General features: G+C 56.5%; 15 protein-coding genes. 8 read left to right on the forward strand and 7 right to left on the reverse strand.

Annotated features, from left to right (window positions below; genetic code table 11):
• Positions 1 to 727, forward strand: a 727-nt coding sequence (locus tag VMJ32_15545) for an NAD(P)-dependent oxidoreductase (GenBank protein ID HTQ40438.1), incomplete at its 5' end; no start/stop codon positions are given.
• Positions 728 to 771: 44 nt separating this feature from the next.
• Here the strand turns inward: VMJ32_15545 and scpB are convergent.
• Both scpB and VMJ32_15555 read right to left on the reverse strand, forming a co-directional pair.
• Complete coding sequence (gene scpB, locus VMJ32_15550) at positions 772 to 1,959, reverse strand: SMC-Scp complex subunit ScpB (GenBank protein HTQ40439.1); 1,188 nt, start codon at positions 1,957 to 1,959, stop codon at positions 772 to 774.
• 160 nt (positions 1,960 to 2,119) lie between these two features.
• A complete protein-coding gene (locus VMJ32_15555) occupies positions 2,120 to 3,091 on the reverse strand; it encodes a hypothetical protein (GenBank protein ID HTQ40440.1) in 972 nt (323 codons plus the stop codon).
• A gap of 198 nt (positions 3,092 to 3,289) precedes the next feature.
• Between VMJ32_15555 and VMJ32_15560 the strand changes: the two genes are divergently transcribed.
• From VMJ32_15560 to VMJ32_15580, 5 genes are all read left to right on the forward strand, one after another.
• The gene (locus VMJ32_15560; GenBank protein HTQ40441.1) at positions 3,290 to 4,492 is read left to right on the forward strand and encodes a cysteine desulfurase family protein; all 1,203 of its coding nucleotides are present in this window, start codon (positions 3,290 to 3,292) and stop codon (positions 4,490 to 4,492) included.
• Positions 4,493 to 4,740: 248 nt separating this feature from the next.
• Positions 4,741 to 5,865, forward strand: a complete 1,125-nt coding sequence (locus tag VMJ32_15565) for a DnaA/Hda family protein (GenBank protein ID HTQ40442.1) — start codon at positions 4,741 to 4,743, stop codon at positions 5,863 to 5,865.
• Between the two features lie 366 nt (positions 5,866 to 6,231).
• Positions 6,232 to 7,347 carry a DNA polymerase III subunit beta gene (gene dnaN, locus VMJ32_15570; GenBank protein HTQ40443.1) on the forward strand — a complete coding sequence of 372 codons (1,116 nt, stop codon included), beginning with the start codon at positions 6,232 to 6,234 and terminating at the stop codon, positions 7,345 to 7,347.
• An 8-nt stretch (positions 7,348 to 7,355) separates the two neighbouring features.
• Complete coding sequence (locus tag VMJ32_15575; protein ID HTQ40444.1) at positions 7,356 to 7,655, forward strand: DUF721 domain-containing protein; 300 nt, start codon at positions 7,356 to 7,358, stop codon at positions 7,653 to 7,655.
• 170 nt (positions 7,656 to 7,825) lie between these two features.
• Complete coding sequence (locus VMJ32_15580) at positions 7,826 to 10,426, forward strand: DNA gyrase subunit B (protein ID HTQ40445.1); 2,601 nt, start codon at positions 7,826 to 7,828, stop codon at positions 10,424 to 10,426.
• A 285-nt stretch (positions 10,427 to 10,711) separates the two neighbouring features.
• Here the strand turns inward: VMJ32_15580 and cas2 are convergent, their stop codons facing one another.
• From cas2 to VMJ32_15595, 3 genes are all read right to left on the reverse strand, one after another.
• Positions 10,712 to 11,017 (reverse strand): CRISPR-associated endonuclease Cas2, encoded by a 306-nt coding sequence (gene cas2, locus VMJ32_15585; GenBank protein HTQ40446.1) that lies wholly within the window; start codon positions 11,015 to 11,017, stop codon positions 10,712 to 10,714.
• A gap of 35 nt (positions 11,018 to 11,052) precedes the next feature.
• Complete coding sequence (gene cas1, locus VMJ32_15590; protein HTQ40447.1) at positions 11,053 to 12,060, reverse strand: type II CRISPR-associated endonuclease Cas1; 1,008 nt, start codon at positions 12,058 to 12,060, stop codon at positions 11,053 to 11,055.
• A gap of 156 nt (positions 12,061 to 12,216) precedes the next feature.
• Positions 12,217 to 15,465 (reverse strand): HNH endonuclease domain-containing protein, encoded by a 3,249-nt coding sequence (locus tag VMJ32_15595; protein HTQ40448.1) that lies wholly within the window; start codon positions 15,463 to 15,465, stop codon positions 12,217 to 12,219.
• Between the two features lie 1,152 nt (positions 15,466 to 16,617).
• Here VMJ32_15595 and VMJ32_15600 point away from each other — a divergent pair.
• Positions 16,618 to 16,866: a DUF1902 domain-containing protein gene (locus VMJ32_15600; protein HTQ40449.1), complete on the forward strand. Its 249-nt coding sequence runs from the start codon at positions 16,618 to 16,620 to the stop codon at positions 16,864 to 16,866.
• A 687-nt stretch (positions 16,867 to 17,553) separates the two neighbouring features.
• A complete protein-coding gene (locus VMJ32_15605; protein HTQ40450.1) occupies positions 17,554 to 17,925 on the forward strand; it encodes a thioredoxin family protein in 372 nt (123 codons plus the stop codon).
• Positions 17,926 to 18,063: 138 nt separating this feature from the next.
• Here the strand turns inward: VMJ32_15605 and VMJ32_15610 are convergent, their stop codons facing one another.
• Together VMJ32_15610 and VMJ32_15615 are read right to left on the reverse strand one after the other, a co-directional pair.
• Positions 18,064 to 18,672: a hypothetical protein gene (locus VMJ32_15610; GenBank protein ID HTQ40451.1), complete on the reverse strand. Its 609-nt coding sequence runs from the start codon at positions 18,670 to 18,672 to the stop codon at positions 18,064 to 18,066.
• Positions 18,673 to 18,906: 234 nt separating this feature from the next.
• Positions 18,907 to 21,234, reverse strand: coding sequence for a serine/threonine-protein kinase (locus tag VMJ32_15615; GenBank protein HTQ40452.1), 2,328 nt, complete (start codon positions 21,232 to 21,234; stop codon positions 18,907 to 18,909).
• Positions 21,235 to 21,434: the final 200 nt, after the last annotated feature.

The raw sequence follows: 21,434 nt of genomic DNA on the forward strand, positions 1-21,434 counted from the left end.
TGAAGACAAGCAAGTGTTGGTGATCGGCGCGGGGGAAACGGCGGAGGAAGTGCTGGTATATTTGCGCGAGGAAGGCGTGCGGCACATCACCGTGATCAACCGGCACGAAGCGGCCGCCGCCCAGTTGGCCGCCAAATACCACGGTCACACCGCGCCGTGGAACGAACTGTCCGCAAAACTGACAGCCGCCGATTTAGTGGTCAGTGCCACTGGGGCCATGCAACCCATTATTACGCTGGAACACTTTCGCCGGATTGAACCGCAGCGATTTCAGAGGCCGTTACTGATCCTGGATTTGGCGGTGCCGCGCGATTTTGAGCCCGCAATCGGCAATCGCTTGGGAGTTTACCTCAATTCTTTGGACGATTTGAAAGAAGTCTGTCGGCAAAATCGGGCCGCCCGCGATCAAGAATTGCCGCTGGCGCTTAGCATTGTCGAGGAAGAAACCCACGGATTCATGCAAGAGCTGTATCATCGTGCCACAGGCCCGATCATTCGGCAACTCCGCCAGGGCTGGCACCAGGTGCGCGACGATGAACTGCGCCGCTTATTTAATAAACTGCCGGAGCTGGACGAGCATTCGCGCCAGGAAATAAGCCAAACCTTCGAGCGCTACGTGAATAAGCTGTTGCATCCCCCCCTGGAATCACTGCGCGACGAATCGCGCACGGGAAGCCCCCACGGCCTGTTGGATGCACTCAAGCGATTGTTTCGTCTCGAGGAATGAAACGCGCTTCGTAGATTGACCGGCGCTCAGAACCGACGCGGTTGTTACTTCTCTTCCTCTTCCCACTCTTCATCATCGTCGTCGTCGTCGTCCTCTTCCCAATCGTCGTCGTCTTCGTCATCGTCTTCCCATTCTTCATCGTCGTCTTCTTCGTCATCGTCTTCCTCGTCGTCATCGACTTCTTCCCACTCTTCATCGACGAAATCATCTTCAGCTTCTTCGTCGTCTTCTTCGTCTTCCCAATCTTCGTCGTCGTCTTCGTCTTCTTCCTCGTCGTCGATGTCTTCGTCCTCTTCTTCGTTTTCATCTTTGGCCGCCGAGATCGGTTCGTTACCAGATCGCCGGCGCGCGGCCCAAGAAACTGCCTCAAGAGGCTCCTCGATGATATCGGCGGGGATGTTCGCGGGGCGAATACTCGTCGTCACAGATTTTTCCTCCAGGGTTGGATCGATGGTTGATTTATGATCTCCCCGGCCGATACCGGGGTTACAGTCGATGCCGTCGTTCGTGGAAATATCGACCTGTCGATTCGATTTCTCCACGGCCGCTTTGAACTCTGCGGCCCATGGCAATTCCTCCACATGCCGCAATCCAAATAACTCTAAGAAACGCTTTGTCGTACCATATAACAAGGGGCGGCCCAAGTCCTCCGCCCGACCCACAATTCGTACCAAATCACGCTCCAGGAGTTGTCGCAGGATTTCGTCGCAATGGACCCCGCGAACGGCTTCAATTTCCACCCGCAAAACCGGCTGCCGATACGCCACCACCGCCAGGGTTTCCAGGGCCGGGGCGGAAAGCCGAGTTTCCACCGATGTTTGCAATAATCGCCGCAACCAGGGAGCTAACCTGGGTCGGGTGAATAATTGGTATCCGCCGGCCACTTCCTCCACCTGGAAGGCGGTGAAACTGGCATCGTACAACCTTCGCAGCCGGCGGACTAATGTACGCGCTACATTGCCGTCCGCCAAGTTGGCTAATTGTGCTATTTTTCGGCTGGATAAGGGCTCCCGGGCAAGAAAAAGAACCGCTTCGACCCGGGCCAGCCGCGGTTCACGCCCTAATGAACCTTGCTGTGGGGGGGGCAAAACAGTGAATTCGCCCGCATTTCGGAACTGCCACAGCCGAACAAATCCTCGACTCGACACCGTCGGCCAGCCAGACAATCGTTTCTGCTTAATCCTTCCGCTAAGCCGATGAGCGGCCTGGATGTGCCAGTGTTGCCAAGACATGCGATGTGAATAACCTGTCAATAATGTGCTGCGCCCCAACCCGATTTTCGGATATGCAAGCTCCGCGAGCAATGGCAACCAAGTCGCGCGCAAAGAATAACGCGCAAGAAAGCAAATGCGCGGGGGCATTGCAACTGCACACGGGCTCGGCGACCGCGTATTACTGCGGCTGCGGTCGAGCACGCCACTCTTCCACCTGCCGCAAGACGGTGCCCATGGCTTGCCACGGATCGTCGCCGAAGGCTTGAAAAACTCGGCTCACCTCCGCATTGTCGCCGACGGCCATTTTGCACACGAAGTGGTAGCGGTTATTGTCCGGTCCCCACGTTTCCAACATGTAGTGAGTGGCCCCCAATTCGCGCAAGCGAGTTTCTGCCTGGCGAAATTTTTCGTCGCTGGTGCTGGCCGCGGGGTTCGCACTTGCCCCGCAGCCAGAAGCGTTTTTGGGACTATAGGGCGATTCGCTTGGAGAACCAGCACTTAACGAATCGCGGGATGAAAAATCTGACGGGGTCATCGCCGTTGCTTCGGGCGGCGATTGAAAACTTGCTGGCTGCGCAGTAGATGTCGGCGCAGGAATATGCCAATCCTTCGGCTCACTCAAACCTGCGACGGTCGATGCAGCAGGCATGGCGCTCGGCACAGCGCTGCTTGGCGCAAGGGTTCCCAATGGAAAATTACCACCAGGAACGGCGGCGATGCCAGCTTGTGGGGATATCAATCGATCTCCGCCCAGCACCGCGGGTGTTTTCCCGTTGGCCGGACCGGCGTTGTCAGGCCCTGTATTACCAGGTGGAAACGTGTTGCTTGCTGAAACTAAGCTGCCAGGCGCACCGGCATTGGGAACAGCGGGCGTGGCGGGAGTGGACACCGTAGAAATCGAAGAACCGGACTCGGCCGCCGCACGGTACGAAGTGGGCTGGCCAAATGGATTGTTCGCCACTGGCAGTGATGTGGGTGTGGGCGAATTCGTCGTGGCTTCCGGCGCCGGGCCCAATATCAATCCACGACCTTCGAGCAGGCCTTTGACTACATCGGGCAAATTTTTGCCGAATATGGCAAACAACGGCACGCTGATCAGCACGATCAGCATGAGCAATGCCCGAAACGCTATGGCGGTCGATGACTGCATCGGCCGAACGGCTCCCTCCAAAACTTTCCCCGTCAATGGCGACGTGCCTGGGCAGCACGTTCTGGGTGGATCCAACGGGGCGGCGGATCATAAATGATGGTTCTCAACCACACAATGCCAATCGCCGGGGCGGAATGACTTTCGATTCGAAGTTTTCGTATAATTTGCACCATCGCATCTTTTGCCCTTTGACAGCACATGCGCCCGATTTATCTCGATTTCAATTCGACCTCACCGCTTTTGCCGGAGACTGCCGCCGCACTGGCTGAAGCAAATGCCGCAGGCTACGCCAACCCAGCCAGCCAGCACTCCGCCGGACGCCGCGCACACGGTGCGTTGGAAGACGCACGGGAAGAAATCGCGCGGCTACTGGGGGCCAATCTAACCGATCGCACTGCCGACCGATTGATTTTCACCAGCGGCGGGACCGAGGCCAACAATTTGGCCGTCTTGGGTTTAACATCGTTTGCACAGGCTGGCGTCGATTTATTTTCCCACAATCATCCCCCAGGCCGAATCATCATTTCCAGCATCGAACACTCCAGCGTTACCGCCGCGGCCAACTTTTTATCGCAGCGCGGTTGGCAGATCGATCGGTTGGCGGTCAGCCGTGACGGGGTGGTTCAACTGGAGCATTTGGACGAATTGCTGACTGCTGCTTCGCCGCTGGGACCGCCACGGTTGGTTAGCGTGATGCTGGCCAATAACGAAACCGGCGTGCTGCAACCAATTGCCGAAATTGTCCGCCACTGTTCGCGGCTCACCCGGACCGCTGTGCCCGTCCATACCGATGCCGTGCAGGCCGTCGGAAAAATACCGGTCGATTTCCGTAAACTCGGTGTGGCAGCCATGTCGGTCGCTCCGCACAAGTTCGGTGGCCCGCGCGGCACCGGCGCGCTACTGGTGCGGCAGGGAATCAATCTGCTGCCGATCTTGCATGGCGCGTCGCAACAACTTGGGTTGCGCCCCGGCACCGAATCGGTGTCGCTGGCCCTGGGATTTCTCGCCGCGCTCCGGGCCTGGCAGCAGGACCACGATCATCGTCCGCATCGACTGGCCGCTTTGCGCGATCGATTTGAGGCCGGTCTACATGCAATTTATCCGCAGACCATCGTCAACGGGCAAAACGCGCAGCGGCTGCCGCACACCTCGAATGTGGCCTTCATCGGGTACGATCGGCAGGCCCTGTTCATGGCGCTGGATATGGCGGGCGTGTGCTGCTCGACCGGTTCAGCCTGCGCCAGTGGTTCCAGCGAACCGTCGCCGACCCTTCTGGCAATGCACTTGCCTTGCGATGTAGTCGACTCCAGCCTCCGCTTCAGCCTGGGCGCCACGACCACAGCGGACGAAATTGACGATGCTTTGCAACGCATTGAAGCAGTGTTGAAAGGCCGCCGTTAAACACATTTTCAAGCGTCTAGAACGGCGGAATCTGTCCTGCCTGTGGCCGCTGGGCCCAGGAGCGCAAAAAACCTGGTTTTTCTCGGGAAATAGCGGTTTTCTTGGCGGCCAAAAATCTATTCGCTGTGGATACCTAAGGGGCTGCAAATTTGATAGAATTCGGGATGCGAATTTGAGCGTTTTTTTGTTGTCAATTCTTGGCCGTTTGCACGCTGGTAATCATCTTTTCAGGAATGGACGGAGCCACGGTGGAACACGAAGTTTTCGCCATTTCGTTTCCTGCTGGCACGGGACGCAGCATGGCCCAAAATGTCTCCAAGCAGGCCCCGCCAAACAACCCCGAATTTATTGTCGGGCCGGAAAACCACCTGGCCGCGTCTGTCGTCGGCTGGTTGTGCAAGCGCGAACGGCATTATAGCCCGCTGGTGTTGTGCGGGCCGTCGGGCGCAGGAAAATCGCACTTGGCGCATAGCCTGGTCCAATCGCGCAACGATGCGGTGTATACCCGCGGAGCTGATTTTGCCCGTGAATTGGCCACTGCCGTGGAAAAAGACGCGGCCTCGGATTTTCGCAACCGCTTCCGCGCTGCCGGCATGTTGGTGTTGGACGACTTTCCGCAAATGCTGGGGCGTCCTGCGGCTTTGCAGGAATTTCAGCATACGCTGGATGCTTTGGAAGCCCGCGAGGCCTCGGTGATAATTACCGCTCGCCGGACGCCGCAAGAAATGGCGGATTTGCCCCCTCCGCTTCGCAGTCGCTTGAGCAGCGGATTGGTGGTAAAGATTTCGCCCCCCGGAATTGCCGCGCGACAGCGAATTTTGGAGCGTTTTGCGGTAGCTCGCGGCATTGCATTATCCCCGGAGGCCGCAAAACTGTTGGCGGAGCAATTCAATGTAACCGCAACCGAGCTGCGCGGTCACCTTGCAAAAATAGAGATGGAAGCTCGTTCGAAGCGCGTCACAAATAAAGGGGGGGTCGTAAACGCCGACTCGTCGGACCGTGATCGTTTGAATGATCCTTTGACGATTGAATCGCCGGATATACGCCGATATCTCTCGCACCATCGTCTCCTGCTGCGCCCCAGCCTGGAGCAAGTTACGACAGCGGTGGCAAAGTTTTACGGTCTGAAGCCGGCGGCAATGAGCAGCCCTTCGCGGCGTCGACAAGTCGTTTTTGCTCGAGGAATGGCCATTTATCTGGGACGTACACTCTGCGGCGCCAGCTTGAAGACCTTGGGCAAGCACTTTGGCGGTCGCGACCACACCACGGTGTTGCATAGCTTCCGTCAATTGCAAAGCCGCTTGTCTTCTGATTCCGAATTAAACAACGCGGTCGATCATTTACAGCAAGTGCTGACCAAACGTGCGTCATAATCTGATTTTGGTTTTGAACAATTGGGGATAATTGGTTGGATAGTTGTCGACGGTAAAGATGACATCGTGCGTCATCGACCTCCAAAACCTTCGCGATAAATTTTTGTTTAGAACCTTTGGTCGATACAACATTCGACCAACACAAAATCTACATGCTTTCAACATCGTCGAGATGACGCCTGATTCGCGGTTTCCTTCGATCACCACAACCAACTGTCTTCCAATTGCACACGCGTATCAACACTCTCGTTTATCTACCTACTAGTTCTACTGATTGAAAAGAATCCTTAAACTGATAAAACACATGGTTCAACTCACTCCATAAAGTCGAATCCCTAGAAGTACAAAGTTACAGGCGGCACGAGTATGAAAATCAGCTTTGAACGGGAAAAACTTCACGCTGCGTTCCAAACAGCGGCTAGCGTGGCCCCAGCCCGCAGTCCTAAGCCCATATTGCAAAATATAAAGCTGGAAGTTGCCGGCGATGCTGCGACCATCATGGCCACAGACCTGGAAGTGGGCATTCGTATCAGCGTGCCGGGAGTCACTGTGGATACACCCGGCAGCACAGTGTTGCCCATAGCTCGCTTTGGCCCAATTTTGCGTGAATGCACGGATGAAAAACTGCACTTGGAAAGCGATCCGCAAGGCACCTTAGTTCGCGGCGACCGGAGTGAATGGAAATTGCCGGGCGAAAATCCCGACGAGTTTCCCAATGTCACCTCCTTTAAGGAGGAAAAATTTCACGAATTGGCGGCGCGGTTGTTTCGAGAAATGGTGCGACGCACGGTTTTCGCTACCGACAACGAAAGCAGCCGCTACGCGCTGGGCGGCGTGCTGTTGGAAATGGAGGGAGACAAAATCATCGCCGTCGGCACCGATGGCCGCCGGCTGGCTAAAATGGAAGGGCCGGCACACGCGGTAAACGGCCATCAAACCGCCAACCAAACCACCATCGTGCCCACCCGGGCTATGAATTTGCTGGAGCGGGCCATCGTCGATGGTGATGGCGAAGTGCAAATTTCGGCCCGCGCAAACGATATTTTAGTCCGCAGTCCGCGCTTCACAATTTATTCGCGGTTGGTGGAAGGGCGTTTTCCCAAATGGCGCGATGTCTTTCCACGCCGCAGCGATGTCGTAAAAACCGAATTGGCCGTGGGCCCGTTTTACGCGGCAGTTCGCCAGGCGGCCATCGCCACCAGTGAGGAAAGCCGCGGCATTGATTTTTGCTTCGAAAACGGTTTGTTGGTCCTGGCCGGCCGTGCCGCCGACGTAGGGCAATCCCGCGTCGAATTGCCCATCGCCTACAACGGACCGAAAATTTCCATCACGCTGGATCCGCGCTTTGTGACCGATTTCCTCCGCGTGCTCGATCCGGAAAAAACATTCACCCTGGAGTTGAAGGATTCCGACAGCGCGGCCGTGTGCACCACCAGCGATGGCTACGGTTACGTCATCATGCCGCTGGCGCGCGATCGGTAACGCACCGCATGGCTCAGCCCAAGCAAATTGGCGACGTGTTGGCGCAGTTGATTGCCCGACGCGGCTATGCTCGGGAGCAGTCGACGGCGGCGCTGGAAGCAGCGTGGCGCGAGGCTGCCGGCGGGCAATTTGCCGCCGTCACCAGGGCCGGCATCGTGCGGCGCGGCACGTTGGAGGTGATCGTATCCAATAACTTATTGGCCCAAGAGTTGGGCTTTCGAGAGGACGAGCTGATCGGTCGGCTACGGCAACTTTCGCCGGAAACAAAAATCATCAAAATCCGTTTTCGCGTAGGGAGCGTTCGTTAATCATCAATCCGCCCAGGCGCACAGACACGAGAGAACATCGAGGTAAAATTTTGGATTTATGATCGGGAAATTCAGCGGACCGATTGCATCTGCCTTCAAATCCTGCTTTTGCCTTCTCCGTGCCTCGGTGTCTCCGCGGTGAATTAACATCAGAAAGTTCGACTTCAACAATGCCTGACGAAACTTCCAAAACCGTTGATGCCGCCGTCGCTCGAGCGGCCGCCGCCACCGAAAAATACACCGCCGAAGACCTGGAGCACTTGTCCGATCTCCAGCACGTGCGCGAACGTTTCGGCATGTACATCGGCGACAACACCACTCGCGGACTGCACCACCTGGTGTACGAAGTGGTCGATAACTCCATCGACGAGGCTATGGCCGGCTTTGCCCACAATGTGCGGGTCACCATTAACAACGACGGCTCGGTGGCGGTGGAAGACGACGGCCGCGGCATTCCCGTCGAAACGCACGAACAGCTCAGCCAGGAAATGGGACGCGACGTCTCCACGCTGGAAGGCGTCATGACGGTCCTCAAGTTCGGCGGCAAATTCAAAAAAGGAGCTTATCAAACCTCCGGCGGCTTGCACGGCGTGGGCGTCACCGTCGTAAACTTCCTCTCCGAGTGGTGCGAAGTCGAAGTCTCCCGCGACGGCCACGTCTGGCAGCAGGAGTACGAACGGGGCGTGCCGCAAGGCCCGGTCAAGCGCGTCGGCGCCACAACCAAAACCGGCACTAAAACCACGTTCAAATCCGACGCCCAAATTTTTCAAACCACCAAGTTTTCCTACGACATTCTTTACCGCCGCCTGCAAGAACTCGCCTTCCTGAACCGCGGCGTGCGAATTTTTCTCAAGGACGAGCAAACCGCCCAGCACGACGAATTCCATTACGAGCGCGGCATTGTCGAATTCGTCGAACACCTCAACCGTTCCAGCGAGCCGCTGCATAACGACGTCGTTTACATCAGCGGCGAGCAAGACGGCGTAGGCTACGAAATCGCGCTGCAGTATTGCGGCGAGTACACCGAAAACGTCCATTCCTACGTCAACAACATCAACACCATCGAAGGCGGCACCCACGTTTCCGGCTTCCGCACCGCGCTGACCCGCACCCTGAATCAATACGGCAAGAAAGAAGACCTGCTGAAAGATTTAATCCCCACCGGCGAAGATGTCCGCGAGGGCCTTACCGCCATCATCTCCATGCGCGTGCCGCATCCGCAGTTCGAAGGCCAAACCAAAACCAAGCTCGGCAACGGCGAGGTGGAAGGCATCGTTAACTCCGTCGTCGGCGACGGGCTTGGCAAATACCTGGAAGAAAACCCCAAAATCGCCAAGGTCATCGTCAGCAAAGGCATTTTGGCGGCCGAGGCTCGCGAAGCCGCCCGCAAGGCCAAAGCCCTGTTGCGCGAACGCAAGGGCGCGCTGGCCGGCGGTGGCTTGCCCGGCAAGCTGCGCGATTGCACCAGCCGCGACGTCGCCCGCTGCGAACTCTACCTGGTCGAGGGCGATTCCGCCGGCGGCAGCGCGGAAGGAGGCCGCTTGCGCGAATATCAGGCCATCCTGCCGCTGCGCGGCAAAATCATCAACGCTTACAAATCGCGGGAAGATAAAGTCCTGGCCAACGAGGAAGTTCGCAGTATGATCGCCGCCATCGGCATCGGCATTGGCGAAGAAGTCGACCTGGCCAAGCGCCGCTACAACAAAATCGTCATCATGACCGACGCCGACGTCGACGGTTCTCACATCCGCACGCTCCTGCTCACGTTTTTCTACCGCCAAATGCTCGACCTGGTCAAAGCCGGCCACGTGTACGTCGCGCAGCCGCCGCTGTTTCGTGTGAAAAGCAAGAAAAACGTGTATTACGTGCAAACCGAAGAAGAAATGAAGGCCCAGCTCCTGGAAAACGGCCTGGCCGATTGCCAGTTCGAACCGGACGGTGTTTCCGGCGAGCAAGGCGGTCGGGTGATCAAAGGGCCCGAAATGGCCAAGCTGGCCCGCACGCTGGCGGCCATGGAAGAACCGCTCGTCGCCCTGGAGCGCCGCGGCATCAGCTTGCGCGACCACGCCCACCGGCAAGATCCCGCCACCGGTAAGCTCCCCATCTACCATGTCTATTTGGACGGCAAGGAAAAATGGTTTGTGCGCCCGGAAGATCGCGACGCCTTCGTGGCCCAATTCGAACGCGAAACCGGCAAGGAAGTCACCGTCGGCCCCACTCCGGCTGGCCTGCCCGCACACGCCGATAAACCGGCCGCGCCTGCCGCCGCCCCCCTGGCCGGCGCTGTCCCCACCGCCCCGCCCGGCGAGGAAAAAACCAACGGCCACGGCCGCAGCAGCACGCGCCTGCACACCGTGGAATTGTACGAAGTGCGCTCCCTCAATTTGCTGTTGGGCGACCTCGCAAACATGGGCTTCGACATTCAATCGCTCATTCCGCAGGAGCGGACCGGCACGGAGGAACCGCGCTACATTTTGCGGCGCGGCGAAAACGTCATCGGCTTGGACGATTTGCGGGGCCTGCTTTCGGCCATCCGCAGCGCCGGCGAAAAAGGCCTCACCATCACCCGCTTCAAAGGCCTGGGCGAAATGAACGCCGAAGAGCTTCGCGACACCACGCTCGACCCCACCCATCGCACGCTCTTGCAAGTCAAAATGGACGACATCTCCGGCGCCGATACCCTCTTCCGCACCCTCATGGGCGACCATGTCGAACCCCGCCGCGAGTTCATCGAAAAACACGCGCTGGAAGTGCGAAATTTGGATGTGTGATATTTCAGTTCCTTCTCGGAGAAAATCCTGATGGCAATTTGAGATAAGACATTCAATCTCACAGAAACACTCAAGTACAAATTCGATCAACCACAGTGAACTGTGGCTTGCACGTAATCACCGCGCGATGTCAGCGTTGCGGATTGCTCGCAGGCCGGGATCGGTTACACTAAAAATATCGTGCTCCGCACTGCTGACGGGTTGCGGATTGCTCGCAGGCCGGGATCGGTTACACTACTCCGGCGCTAACCGGCTTTCCGCACACGGCTTGCGAGCAATCCGCAATCAAAAAAGTTCCAATTGGCATGGCGCTGGCTCGGGCGGTTTGCGTAGTTTTCCCCAAAAAACGCGCATTCGTTCAAACTGTTTGTCGGTAATCGTCAGCAGCCGCACTTCTCCGTCAGGCGGCACGTGTTTCTCTATGCGCTGCGCATGCACCACAGCGCTTTCCTCGCTGGCGCAATGCCGAGCATATACCGAAAATTGCATCTTCGTAAAGCCGTCGCGCAGCAGCACCTTCCGAAATTGCGCGTAAGCCCGTCGGGCCTTCTTTGTGTCCACCGGCAAATCGAACATGGCCAAAACCCACATGCAGCGATATCCGCTAATGAACACGGCAAAGAAGATTAGGGAGTAGGGGTCAGGGGCGAGGAAGCCGTCGGCAGATTTTCTCTCGGCGCAAAGTCAAGCTCCGACTGCGATTTGCCGCGGAATGCCACCGTGGGGATTTCGAGCTGTTTGGCGGCTCCATCGTAACAACGCACCAGCGACGCTACATAACGATGCAAATTCACCAGCAGCGGTCCGCGCTGCTCACCCAGTTCGACCGGCTCGGACAGCAGCTCCAGTAATTTTGCCTTCACCGCTGGCGTCAATTCGCACGCGCCGCCGGCGAAAATGGTCCGCACCCGCGCATCCACCAGCGGCCGCAGCGGCTCAATCAAATCGTCCGCCAAACTGAAAGCGTTGGAGCGATTGGAATGCTTCAGTCCCAGCGCCGGCAGCAAGCCCGCCGCCACAATTGCCCGGGCCAGCGCGGCCCGCACCACGGCATAGCCATAATTCAGCAAATTGTTCGGTGGCGCCCCGTCCGGATCGCGCCGAAAAACTGTTTCTCCCTCGCCCTTTGGGAGAGGGCTGGGGTGAGGATGCCGCGCAAATAGCGCCGGCCAATAAAATCGCCCCGCCTGCCCCTCGGCATTTTCAGGATCGCCCGACCGCACCTCGCGGGCAATCGCCAATAGCCGGGTTCGCGCGGGCCCGGCGAGAAGATTATCAGCCTGCCCGCGAATTTTTGCCTGAATCAACTGCTTCCACAGCTGCTTCTTCAGCGGCTTGGGCACATCCACTTGCAGTTGCACCCGCCACACCACCTGCGAGTGATCGGCCAGCGGCAGTAAAATTCCGGCCGGCAAATGATTCCGCCCGCACACCACCACGGCGGCGTCGAATTCCATCAGCCGGGCCAGCGCGGCATGCGAATACGTGACCTGTGGCTGATCGACCAACAGCACGCCCAAATCTTCGCAGGGAATTCGGCCGACCGTTTCGCGATCGCGCTGAATTAAGAGCTGGTCCAAATGCACCGTCAAATAGGCGGCGTTCTGCGAGATTTCGACTGTGCGTTTAATCATCGGCCGGAGCGCCTTCCCGGGTTCCCTCTCCCCTTGCGAGAGAGGGTTAGGGTGAGGGGTCGTCTTTCAAAGACGGGGCACTACGACCGTCCATGGCGAAACCACGGGCTTCCAAGCTAAACTGCGCAGATTAGTATATCTGGGTGGATCACTGTGTCAATCGTTCGCCCACCGAATTTTACCGAGGGGACTGACCTGGATTTTGACCGCGTGTGGATGTTCGGGAGGCGCCAGTTCCTTTAAATCACTGGGAGTTATAGTGAATTGTTCGCGCTCGGAATCGGGAACTTTCTTGCCTTCTGCATCCTTCCGCTGCGTGGCGGAGCGAGCATCCCAATGGGGAACGAGTACGATGCCCTGCGGTTTATCCAGCTTGGCCACCACGAAATAACCAACTTCACCCGATCCATTTTTGTGTTTCATGAGCAGCATTTCTCCTTCGCAAATGGACATGACGAATTTGCCTCCTTTTTCGTCGTTATCGGAACGGTCGACTATCGGATGCGCATTTTCAATTTCGCGAAGCAGAGGTTTGAATTTTTCACGCTCCGGCTTGGAAAATTTCCGTAATGCGGCAGGCGTGGGGATGCCCGTTTCCCGCATTGCTTGAAGCCGAGCTAGCTTCCGCTGGTTTGCTTCAAAGGTTGTTACGATTTTCCCCGACCAAACCTCTTGGCCTTTTTTATTTCTTGAAACTCGAATTTCAATGTGATGGTTGTTCCCGCCTACATAGGCGCGCGCCGCAGAAGCGTCTCCTTTACCTGTCAATCCATCATAGAGTTTGAATCGATTACCCGTGGTATGTTCGGTTGCCCATCTCGATATCACGACGGGATCAGACATTGCGCGCAGCAGAACGATCGATCGAATAGGTACTCCCGATTTATGACAAATCGCTCCAGCTTCGTAAGCTTGCTTGATTTCATTCTGCGTGAAATCATCCGGATTAATGTGTGTGGGTTCGCCAATCGTCTCGCCGCTTTTGTTCTTTTTGGCGTAAGAAAATGCACTCAAACATTCGCGGATCCGTTTCCGCAGTGCCAAATCGCGAACCAAGCCGCTCTTTCCCACCGCTGGATCAATTTTCCGAGGCGTGTATGCCTTTGACGAAACGATTGCCTTGGCCCGCTTTCGAGCCGGACGAATATCAGTATCAAGTTTTTGATTCAGATAGCGTTGTGCCAGCCGTTCAATTGCTTCGGCAGGCGTTTCATCTCTGGGAAGCCTTAAATGATTTGGATCGAGTTGCAGAACACTTTTTTTGGCAGAATAATTTTCGGTCAGTTTTCCCTGTCGGTCGACGACTGGCCCGAAAAGAGTTTCCTCGTGCAACGCACCGATCAGTTTGCGTTTTACTGGCCGATGGCAAATAGGGCGTTCGAGTTGGCCATCGCCGAATACGGCACATCGAACTGCTTCACGGAATTCATCACGAGTTTTATAAGGTTTGGGTGGATCAAGAGGGTGGAGGCGACGATAGTTTTCCATCTGCTGCTCATCCGCCGTGTTTAGTCCTTCGCAGTCGGCTTGTTCCTCACGCATTCTCCATGCGCCCTGGACCTCAACAGTGCAGTATCCGATGACAATAGCGTCGATGGCATGATGGCGGTGATCGCCGCGATTTTTTTCCTTCCTTTCGCGCTCAACTTGGTCCGTAAGCCCCTTGGCTTCGAAGTGATGCGGATCGAAAAATAGACCCCATTCGCGGCGCAATCGCGCTGTCCATATGCCATCGGTGGCAAAAATTCGCCGTTCTCCACCTCGCTCAGGAAGACCGTTGCCGTCGAAAAGTGCATCGGCCAAATAGGCCATGACTTGGCGCGTTGCGTATTTGGTGGCCGCATCCTGCCGTGCCGTCATGCCTTGAATATCTTTGATGTCTTTCTTGAATTGCGAAATCTTGGCTAAATCGTCCAGCCGATTGAAGTAGCACAACCAAAGCGAATTTCCTTCAGCAGTTTTAATTTCCGAGGGCTTAGGCCGCTCGATGCTTGCATACATTTTTTCAATCCATGCCATGCCATCGTCAAAACCTCCTGGAACAGCTTCTTCCCAAAACTGACGCGGCGTGCGACGGCCCATTTTGCGGTTACATTCATCGTGCGCCAAAACAATGTTCTTCCAACCGTTGTCGCCCCCGCCGCCTCGGGGCAGAATGTGTGCAATTTCGCAACCAGACCCCCTAGCGGCCAAGTTAGGGGTAAGCCCCCCTTTTCCACACAATGGACAAACTTGATCCTGCTGAATTGCTAAGACAACTCTTTCAAACGCCGCGCGCTGCTGTGTCGATGATACCGAGTCGAGTTTAAAACTGATTAAAATGTCATTTTTGATTCGACTTCGCAGGCGATTTTTGAACAGCAATTCATCCGCCTGTTTTTTGCCCATCCGCGCTTCGCGGGAAAGTTCAATCCGAACTTCGTCCGGCTTTCGCTCAAACGTAATCATGTATTCAATTAGATGCCGGCGCACCTCGTGAATGGCCTTCCGAACGACCGGATTGCTGATCAGCGGGGCTGGCGGCGGCTCGCTCAATGGCTTTCCATCGAAACCAATGATCGGCTTGCCATTTTTTTTGAGAATATGCTTTCGTAAATAGTGACGATCTCGCTTCGTAGCTCCCTTGGCGCCGGTTGCATAGCGCCGGCGAGTGTGGCAGTCCAAGGGCTTACCGGTAGTGGCATCCAGAAAATCGTTCATCTTGGCGATCATTTTGCGCGCCGCAATCTGCGTCAGCCATTGTGGTTGGCCGTTTGTACTGGCATCGATCCAAGGTTCTTTACGATCCATGACCGTTAGGATATTGCGCACTGCACGGCGGCTCATGTTTAGCCGTTTGGCGTCGGGCCGAGGCCGCTTTTTCCAGGCAGCAATCAAGGCGTCGGCTTGACCTTCCTTAAGCGCTGCCCAATCCATGATGCCTGCTTTCAATTTGGCGGTATCCTTTTCCTCGTCCGGGTCGAATTTCAAAATTGCGTGATTGATGCCCTGTTGAACTCGCTCCGACAGCGCCGTCCATTTTTCGATGCCAACTGCACCGTGAATGATTTCCCTGCTGAACCAGTCGGTATTGATATTACGATTTTCATCAGATTCAATGTTGAAGCGAAATGGACTTGTACTCGTAGCACGACCCCAGTCCATCAACTCGCGCAAATCCGAAACGGTGACCGAGCGCTTGGATTGGCCTTTCGACTTTCCTTTCGCCTGCAATCCTAACGGCCCACAAAGATAGGCCTGGATTTTATTGCGTTCAGTAGCCGTGAGCGGCCGAGCCTCTCGTCCGCGTTCGATGATTTTTAGATTATTCACTGTCTCCACGACTAAATAGCGAGAAGCATACATGTCGGCATGAGGGGCACAGCGTTCCGACGGCTCAAGCACGCATCTTCCTAAAGTGCCCAAATCCCACGATTGTTTTCGCTGGCCAAATAGCAACCCTTGGTGTCGCCACTGGGCATCTCCTTGTTCGTTATCAAGCCCCGTCCGCAATTCAGCACTCAATTTTTGCGCCAGCGGACCACCGTAATTCTTTTGTTTGTTCCACAGTTTCGCAAATTCGTCGCGAATCATTGCCCGATCGGCGTGAAAGCGAAATTCTCCCGCTCGATTGCGTACCGGTTTCCGCCATTCGCGCGGGCCGGCTTTTTTCTTTCGCCGGTCGGAAGTAGTGATCGGCGTGCGCCATTCATCGCGCAGGTCAGCAATTAACCGACCAAAGGTGACCGTGGGATCTTCTAAGAGTTGATGGCAGTGCTGCTTGAGTTTTTCTTGAGCCTGCTCAAGCTCATCGCTTTCTTGGTCGGTTCGGTTTTTCTTCTTGTTGAGCGTTTCCATTAATACTTGGATGCCATGTGAATCGGCCTTGGCCTCCGCAGATCCATATCGATCTAACATCGCCAAATGCGTCTTCGTGATCGCCGATTTTACTTTTCCCTTATCGCCGACTTCAGCGTCGAATCCTAACGCCCCGCGACGTTGGGCCAGATGAAGCAGCAAGCGACCGAATTCATGCGGTTCCAATTCCCGAGAAAGCCCTTCTCGTCGAAGCAGCCACGGATCGGTTTCGCCTAGCTGCCGATCAAATTGCACGGGATCAGCCGGCAGCAATCCAACAGAAATTAGTTTCTGTCGCAATAATCGCTTGCGCTGCGCCCGACGTGCTAGGGTAATGCGTGTTCGACGAGTTGATCTGCGCTTGGCGTTCTTGGGATCGCCGCGTTTATCGTCCGATTCATCGACACCGGCAGGAAATATGCTAACGCCAGCGTGAAGTTCCTGGCTGTCCGAATCAATCCACCCGCTTCCTACGGAATTACTGCCGATATCTAAACTTAAAAAGACCCTGCCCTTTTGTGGTTCCATTGTGTTTGCCCCTGATCGACAATGTTCAAAAAGTATTTGACTCCCCACCGATAGCGGTTATGATAGCACAAAGTGTAACTGATCTCAGCCTGCTGTTTTCCGCAACAAGTGTAAAACACAGGCACCGCCTTCGGGCGACCAACCGCAGCTCGCACAAACGACCTGCGGTTTTTTACTTTTGGGAACTAACAGATGAGTGAAGCAGCAATTCGCCTCCATATCGAACCTTTAGATGCAGGCGGTTATGTGGCTACCAGCCCCGACGTTCCCGGTTTGGTTGCCGAAGGCCGCAGCATTGTAGAGGTGGCGGAAATCGCCCGTGATGTGGCGCGCAAAATTGCTGAAATGTGCCGCGAGAATGGTGATCCTTTGCCGCCGGCCCTCGCAACATTCGATGATACGAAACCGTTTGATCTGACAATTCCCGTGGGAGTCGGGTAATGGGGCGCTTGGCGGGTTTCAAGTACACGGAAGTCACCCGCAAGTTGCGAACGCTGGGATTTCAAAAGGCTTGAAGCGAAATGCTTGACAGTCGCCAATCACTCATTTATGATTCGGGCAGTGTAACTGATCTCGGCCTGCTGAGTCTTTTCGCAAACAAGAAGAAGAATTCGCAGGCAACGCTCTACGGAGCGACCAGCCGCAATGCCTAACCGCAGGGCGGCTTTTTTATTGCGCCGATGGATGCCTTCCCAGGTTTTTCTCCCCCTGGCCCAAAAGTTCTCTCGCTTTTCTCGCAGGCTATCTGTATAGTGAACCAATGTTCATGTAACGATTCTGCGCGCCAGCCGTACAGCATCCGGCGTAGAGCGGTGGAAATTGCGTCGGCATAGGGCGGTAGCCGCCGTTTGCCCAGACCCCCCAACACTTTGACTTTATGACTCTTCGACTTTTAGACCCTCCGAACCATCCCGCCTCGTGTTTCACGGTTTTCCCCCGTTTACGGACCGTTAATCTACCGTTTTCAGTCCGTTTTTTACCGTTTTTACGGTTTTTCACCGCTTCGTTGATAACTCCTCACTCACAACTCAACCACAACCCCAGACCATCAGTCACCAGATAGCAAACACATGACAACCAGACGCCAGGCCACCCCCCCCCCCCCAAAGAAAAAGCTAGGCTTGCCATATGTCTACATTTACTCCCAGGATGTTTGCACTTTGCGTGGCGCTGACCATTGGCCCGCCAATTTTGATGGTGGCGGTCAACTACCATGCGTGGTTTGCACCCAAGCCGATTTATCCCTGGCTGGTTCAAGGCGAAGTGCTGGCTTTTGAAACCGACTGGTGCGGTGTCTGCAAGGCCATGAAGCCGGTGGTTCGCCAGTTGCAGGCCGAAGGGTTCGACATTCGCACCATCGACGCCGACACGCATCAGGACGAGGCGATGCAGTATGGAATTCATGCCGTGCCGACCTTCGTGTTGGTGCGCGACGGCGAGGAAGTGCGCCGCACCAGCGGGTACATTTCGCCGGAGGAGCTCAAGCAACTGTGGCGGTAGCGGGGCGATTTTGAACCGCAGAGGCGCGGAGACGCAGAGCAGCAGACAAGATCAGCCGCACAGGCGCGAAGAAGAAGGGCGGCGCTAGGAAAGCAATTTCAACACACAGATACGGAGGACACGGAGCAGCAGGAGGATTCACTGGCCGGCGATTTTGGCGGCGCCCAATTTCTGCTGAATATCGGTCAATTCTTTGATGGCTTGCCGATGTACGTCGCTGGCGGCGCCGGATTGGCTCGCGGCGGATTGAAAGTAAAGCTTCGCCACGCCGAAGCGGTGTTGGGCCAATAATTGGCGGCCGCGCTCCAGATCGGCGGTGGCTTGTTGATCGCCGGCGGCCGCCTCCGCCGCTTGTTGGGCTTTCAAGGCGGCCACGCTGGGCACGGGCGATTGACGCACGGCAAGCAATGATGCCGCGCTGCCGGTTTGCGGCGTCGGCGGGCCGATCAGCGCTTCTTCCATCACGTCAAAATCGTGAATTTGGACGCTGACGCTCACATTGCCGGCGCCAGTGCTGGAGCCGGTGGCGTTATTCGTGAACGGCCGGCTGGGCAGGCCCGGTATGCCGCGCTGGCTGTTGCCGGCAGCCGCGGCGTTGAAGCCGCCTAAAAATGCATCGCCCCCGTCAGGCGCCAGCACGGAAGTGTTGGTGGTGAAGTAATGGAATGCCGGCAATTGGACGACGACGGGGGTTTGGGCCAGCGCCGCACTGGCGCAGCAGTGGGTGATCGCAAATCCCAGGATCATGCCCAATGCTGACCGACTGCGGCTTGCAATAAAAAAGCACTTCATCTCGGCGATATCCTGAACACAAACAGCGGCCTTCGGCGATCTACGGGAATTTTAGGTGGTGGGACAATTTGAAATTCCGACAGCCGCTTTTCCCGACTGACACAGTCGGGCTATGTTCAAATTGGCCCACTACCGAATTCTACCGCTTGGCAACCCGGAAAGACAATCTTTTTGCAGACGCACGGTTAGCTAGCGTGTGCCTGTCCAGAGCGAATCGACGGTGTCGGTGCTGACGCTGGTGGCATCGCGGCTGGGGTCGATGGCTACTTCCAAAGCAGCCAGATCGGTGCGAATCAACTGCAAGATATAATAGGACAACAACGTCACTCCCAAGCCGATGATGGCCAGTGCCCCCATCCAAATTTTCTGTGAATCTTCCTTTAATCCGGAAACTGCCAGCAAACCAACGGCGCAAAAGGGGGCGGCAAGAGTCAAATATAAGCCCCACCCACAACGGCGTCCGACGCGCTCCAAATGGTCCACTTCGCTCGGATTGGTTTGTTCGGGCCGCACCAGCACGGGGTAAAAGGCTCGGACGAACATGAAGGTGAGCAGATAGAACGTGAGCGTGGAGGAAATCCAACCGCAAACGATTTGTGAGGCCAAAAAATTTCGATATTGATCGAAGCCAATGCCTTCGATGTCGCCGAAGTGTAAATGCTGCCAGGCGGGAAATACGATGCCGGAAATCACCCACAGCGCCATTCCGACCCAGGCCGCCGAATCGCCCACCCACAAGGCCCGGCGGCGTAAGCGACTATGTTCTTCCGGCGGAATTTGTTTTCCAGAACCGACGCGGCCCACGGCAATCAGCACCGGCCAGGCAACATAAAAGACCAGCAGCACGGCAATCGGGAACGAAACAGCGTTGACCACGGGCACTTCGACATCCCAAAAGAAATCGTGAATGGCTGTGTTCGAGGGGGAGTCTGGGAGCGGAATGAATTCGATGGAATTGAACCGCAGATTCAGCCCGCTGAAAATCACGCTGGGCATTAGCCCGACGCACACGAAAAACCAAAACGGCCAGCGGCGCAAGCGTTGGCGGAGCGAGCCGGGACTGGGACGCAACAGTCGTTGCACGCGGGGCTTGAGGCACAGTTCCAATTGACGCTGCAGAAGGCCGGCCGAGGCGGGCCGATCTTTCACATTCGGTGATAGACAAGCGGTGAGGACCGATTGCAGGCCGGGGGGCAGATCGGGGGGCAACGTGGCCAGGGTGACGGCGGTAAGGCCGGCCTGGCGGCGCTGGGTTAAGCGGGCGAGGAGTTTGGGCGTGTCGTTGATGCAATCTTCCGGACGATCGTCGACAAATGGCCGGCTGCCGGTCAGCATTTCCCACAACACGACGCCGAGCGAATAGACGTCGCTGCGACCGTCGAGTTCATCGGGCTTGCGATCATGGTCGGGGTTGTAGGCTTCGATTTGCTCCGGCGACATGTAAGCGGGCGAACCACCGAAGAAAGCCGCGGCCGTGGCCCCTTCCAATTTTGAGCCGTAGCTGACGTTGAAATCGACCAGCTTGGGCGCGCCGTCGGCGGCCAGCAGCACGTTGGCCGGCTTCACATCGCGGTGCAGCACGCCGCGTTGATGGGCGTACTCCAGCGCCGCGGCCAACCGCGCCCCGAGCCAACACACGGCCTCCGGCCAGGTCATGGCGTTCATGCGCCGCCGCGCGCCGGACTCGCTGGGGGGCGATTCGCCATGCCGCTCCAACGCTTGATCGATCGATTGCACCACCGTTTTGCCGCTGCGCAAGGCGGGCGCTTGTTGCCGGGCCAATTCCAGCACGTCTTGCAAGGTGCCGCCGGGAATGTGCTGCATGTACATCAGTTGCATGCGCTTATCAGGCAGCAAGCGCTGATCGTACACGCGGACAATGTGCGGATGATCCAGTTGTGCCAGTGTTTGCGGTTCCGCCCCTTTGTTGCGGGAAATTTTGAGCGCCACCAGTCGCTGCATGGAGCGTTGCCGAGCCAGAAACACCAGGCCGAACGAGCCCTTTCCCAAGCGGACCAGCAAATCGAAATCGTCAATTTGTTGGCCAACTTCAAAATCAGGATCGCGCGCCCCGGTCAGCAGCGTGGTGCTGGCGGTCCGATTTGGGTCGATGGCCAGCATGCGTTTCAACCGGTTGGCTTGCCGCGGGAAGCGGGTGTAATATTCGTCAGACCGGGGTGGATCGGCGGTTAGTCGCCGAACGCGATATTCTTCGCAAATCAATTCGCAGGGAATTTCGCCGGCGGAGGCCAGTTCGGGAAATTCCTCGACGTATTCTTCCACTTGCTTGGGCAGCTCGTGATGTTGCCAGCGATATTCCAGATCGATTTTGATCAATTCGATCAGCGTTAGGCTGCGCAGGGCCGGCGGTTCGGCGGGGAGGAATTGAGATAAATCGGGGGGCAAATCGTCCCCTTGCCAGGCGGCCAACAGCGCGTCGGCCCGTTCCACCAGGGCGTTCAAAGCCACGGTGGCGGGTTCCGCGGGCGGCAAGCTGGGACGCGAGCTTTCGATCATGGCGAAAGTCTGAAAATCACGGAGGGTGCGTTCAGCTCCGGCAATTCAGACCGGCGAAGCTGCCGGAACCCTTCTGTTTTAGCACACTTGCGGGCCCGATTCATGGTTAATTTTGCTAGCAGTGCCGCAGCGTGGGCGGAAACGGTTTGATCCGGCGATCCACGAGATCAATTTTGGCAGTCGCCGGCACTGAACCAATC

This window comes from Pirellulales bacterium, from assembly GCA_035499655.1.
Classification (GTDB): Bacteria; Planctomycetota; Planctomycetia; order Pirellulales; family JADZDJ01; genus DATJYL01.

Coding starts and splice junctions, on each gene's coding strand:
- scpB (HTQ40439.1), bottom strand. CDS start 1,959: ATGTCTTGGCAACACTGGCACATCCAGGCCGCTCATCGGCTTAGCGGA.
- VMJ32_15555 (HTQ40440.1), bottom strand. CDS start 3,091: ATGCAGTCATCGACCGCCATAGCGTTTCGGGCATTGCTCATGCTGATC.
- VMJ32_15560 (HTQ40441.1), top strand. CDS start 3,290: ATGCGCCCGATTTATCTCGATTTCAATTCGACCTCACCGCTTTTGCCG.
- dnaN (HTQ40443.1), top strand. CDS start 6,232: ATGAAAATCAGCTTTGAACGGGAAAAACTTCACGCTGCGTTCCAAACA.
- VMJ32_15575 (HTQ40444.1), top strand. CDS start 7,356: ATGGCTCAGCCCAAGCAAATTGGCGACGTGTTGGCGCAGTTGATTGCC.
- VMJ32_15580 (HTQ40445.1), top strand. CDS start 7,826: ATGCCTGACGAAACTTCCAAAACCGTTGATGCCGCCGTCGCTCGAGCG.
- cas2 (HTQ40446.1), bottom strand. CDS start 11,017: ATGTGGGTTTTGGCCATGTTCGATTTGCCGGTGGACACAAAGAAGGCC.
- cas1 (HTQ40447.1), bottom strand. CDS start 12,060: ATGATTAAACGCACAGTCGAAATCTCGCAGAACGCCGCCTATTTGACG.
- VMJ32_15600 (HTQ40449.1), top strand. CDS start 16,618: ATGAGTGAAGCAGCAATTCGCCTCCATATCGAACCTTTAGATGCAGGC.
- VMJ32_15605 (HTQ40450.1), top strand. CDS start 17,554: ATGTCTACATTTACTCCCAGGATGTTTGCACTTTGCGTGGCGCTGACC.
- VMJ32_15610 (HTQ40451.1), bottom strand. CDS start 18,672: ATGATCCTGGGATTTGCGATCACCCACTGCTGCGCCAGTGCGGCGCTG.
- VMJ32_15615 (HTQ40452.1), bottom strand. CDS start 21,234: ATGATCGAAAGCTCGCGTCCCAGCTTGCCGCCCGCGGAACCCGCCACC.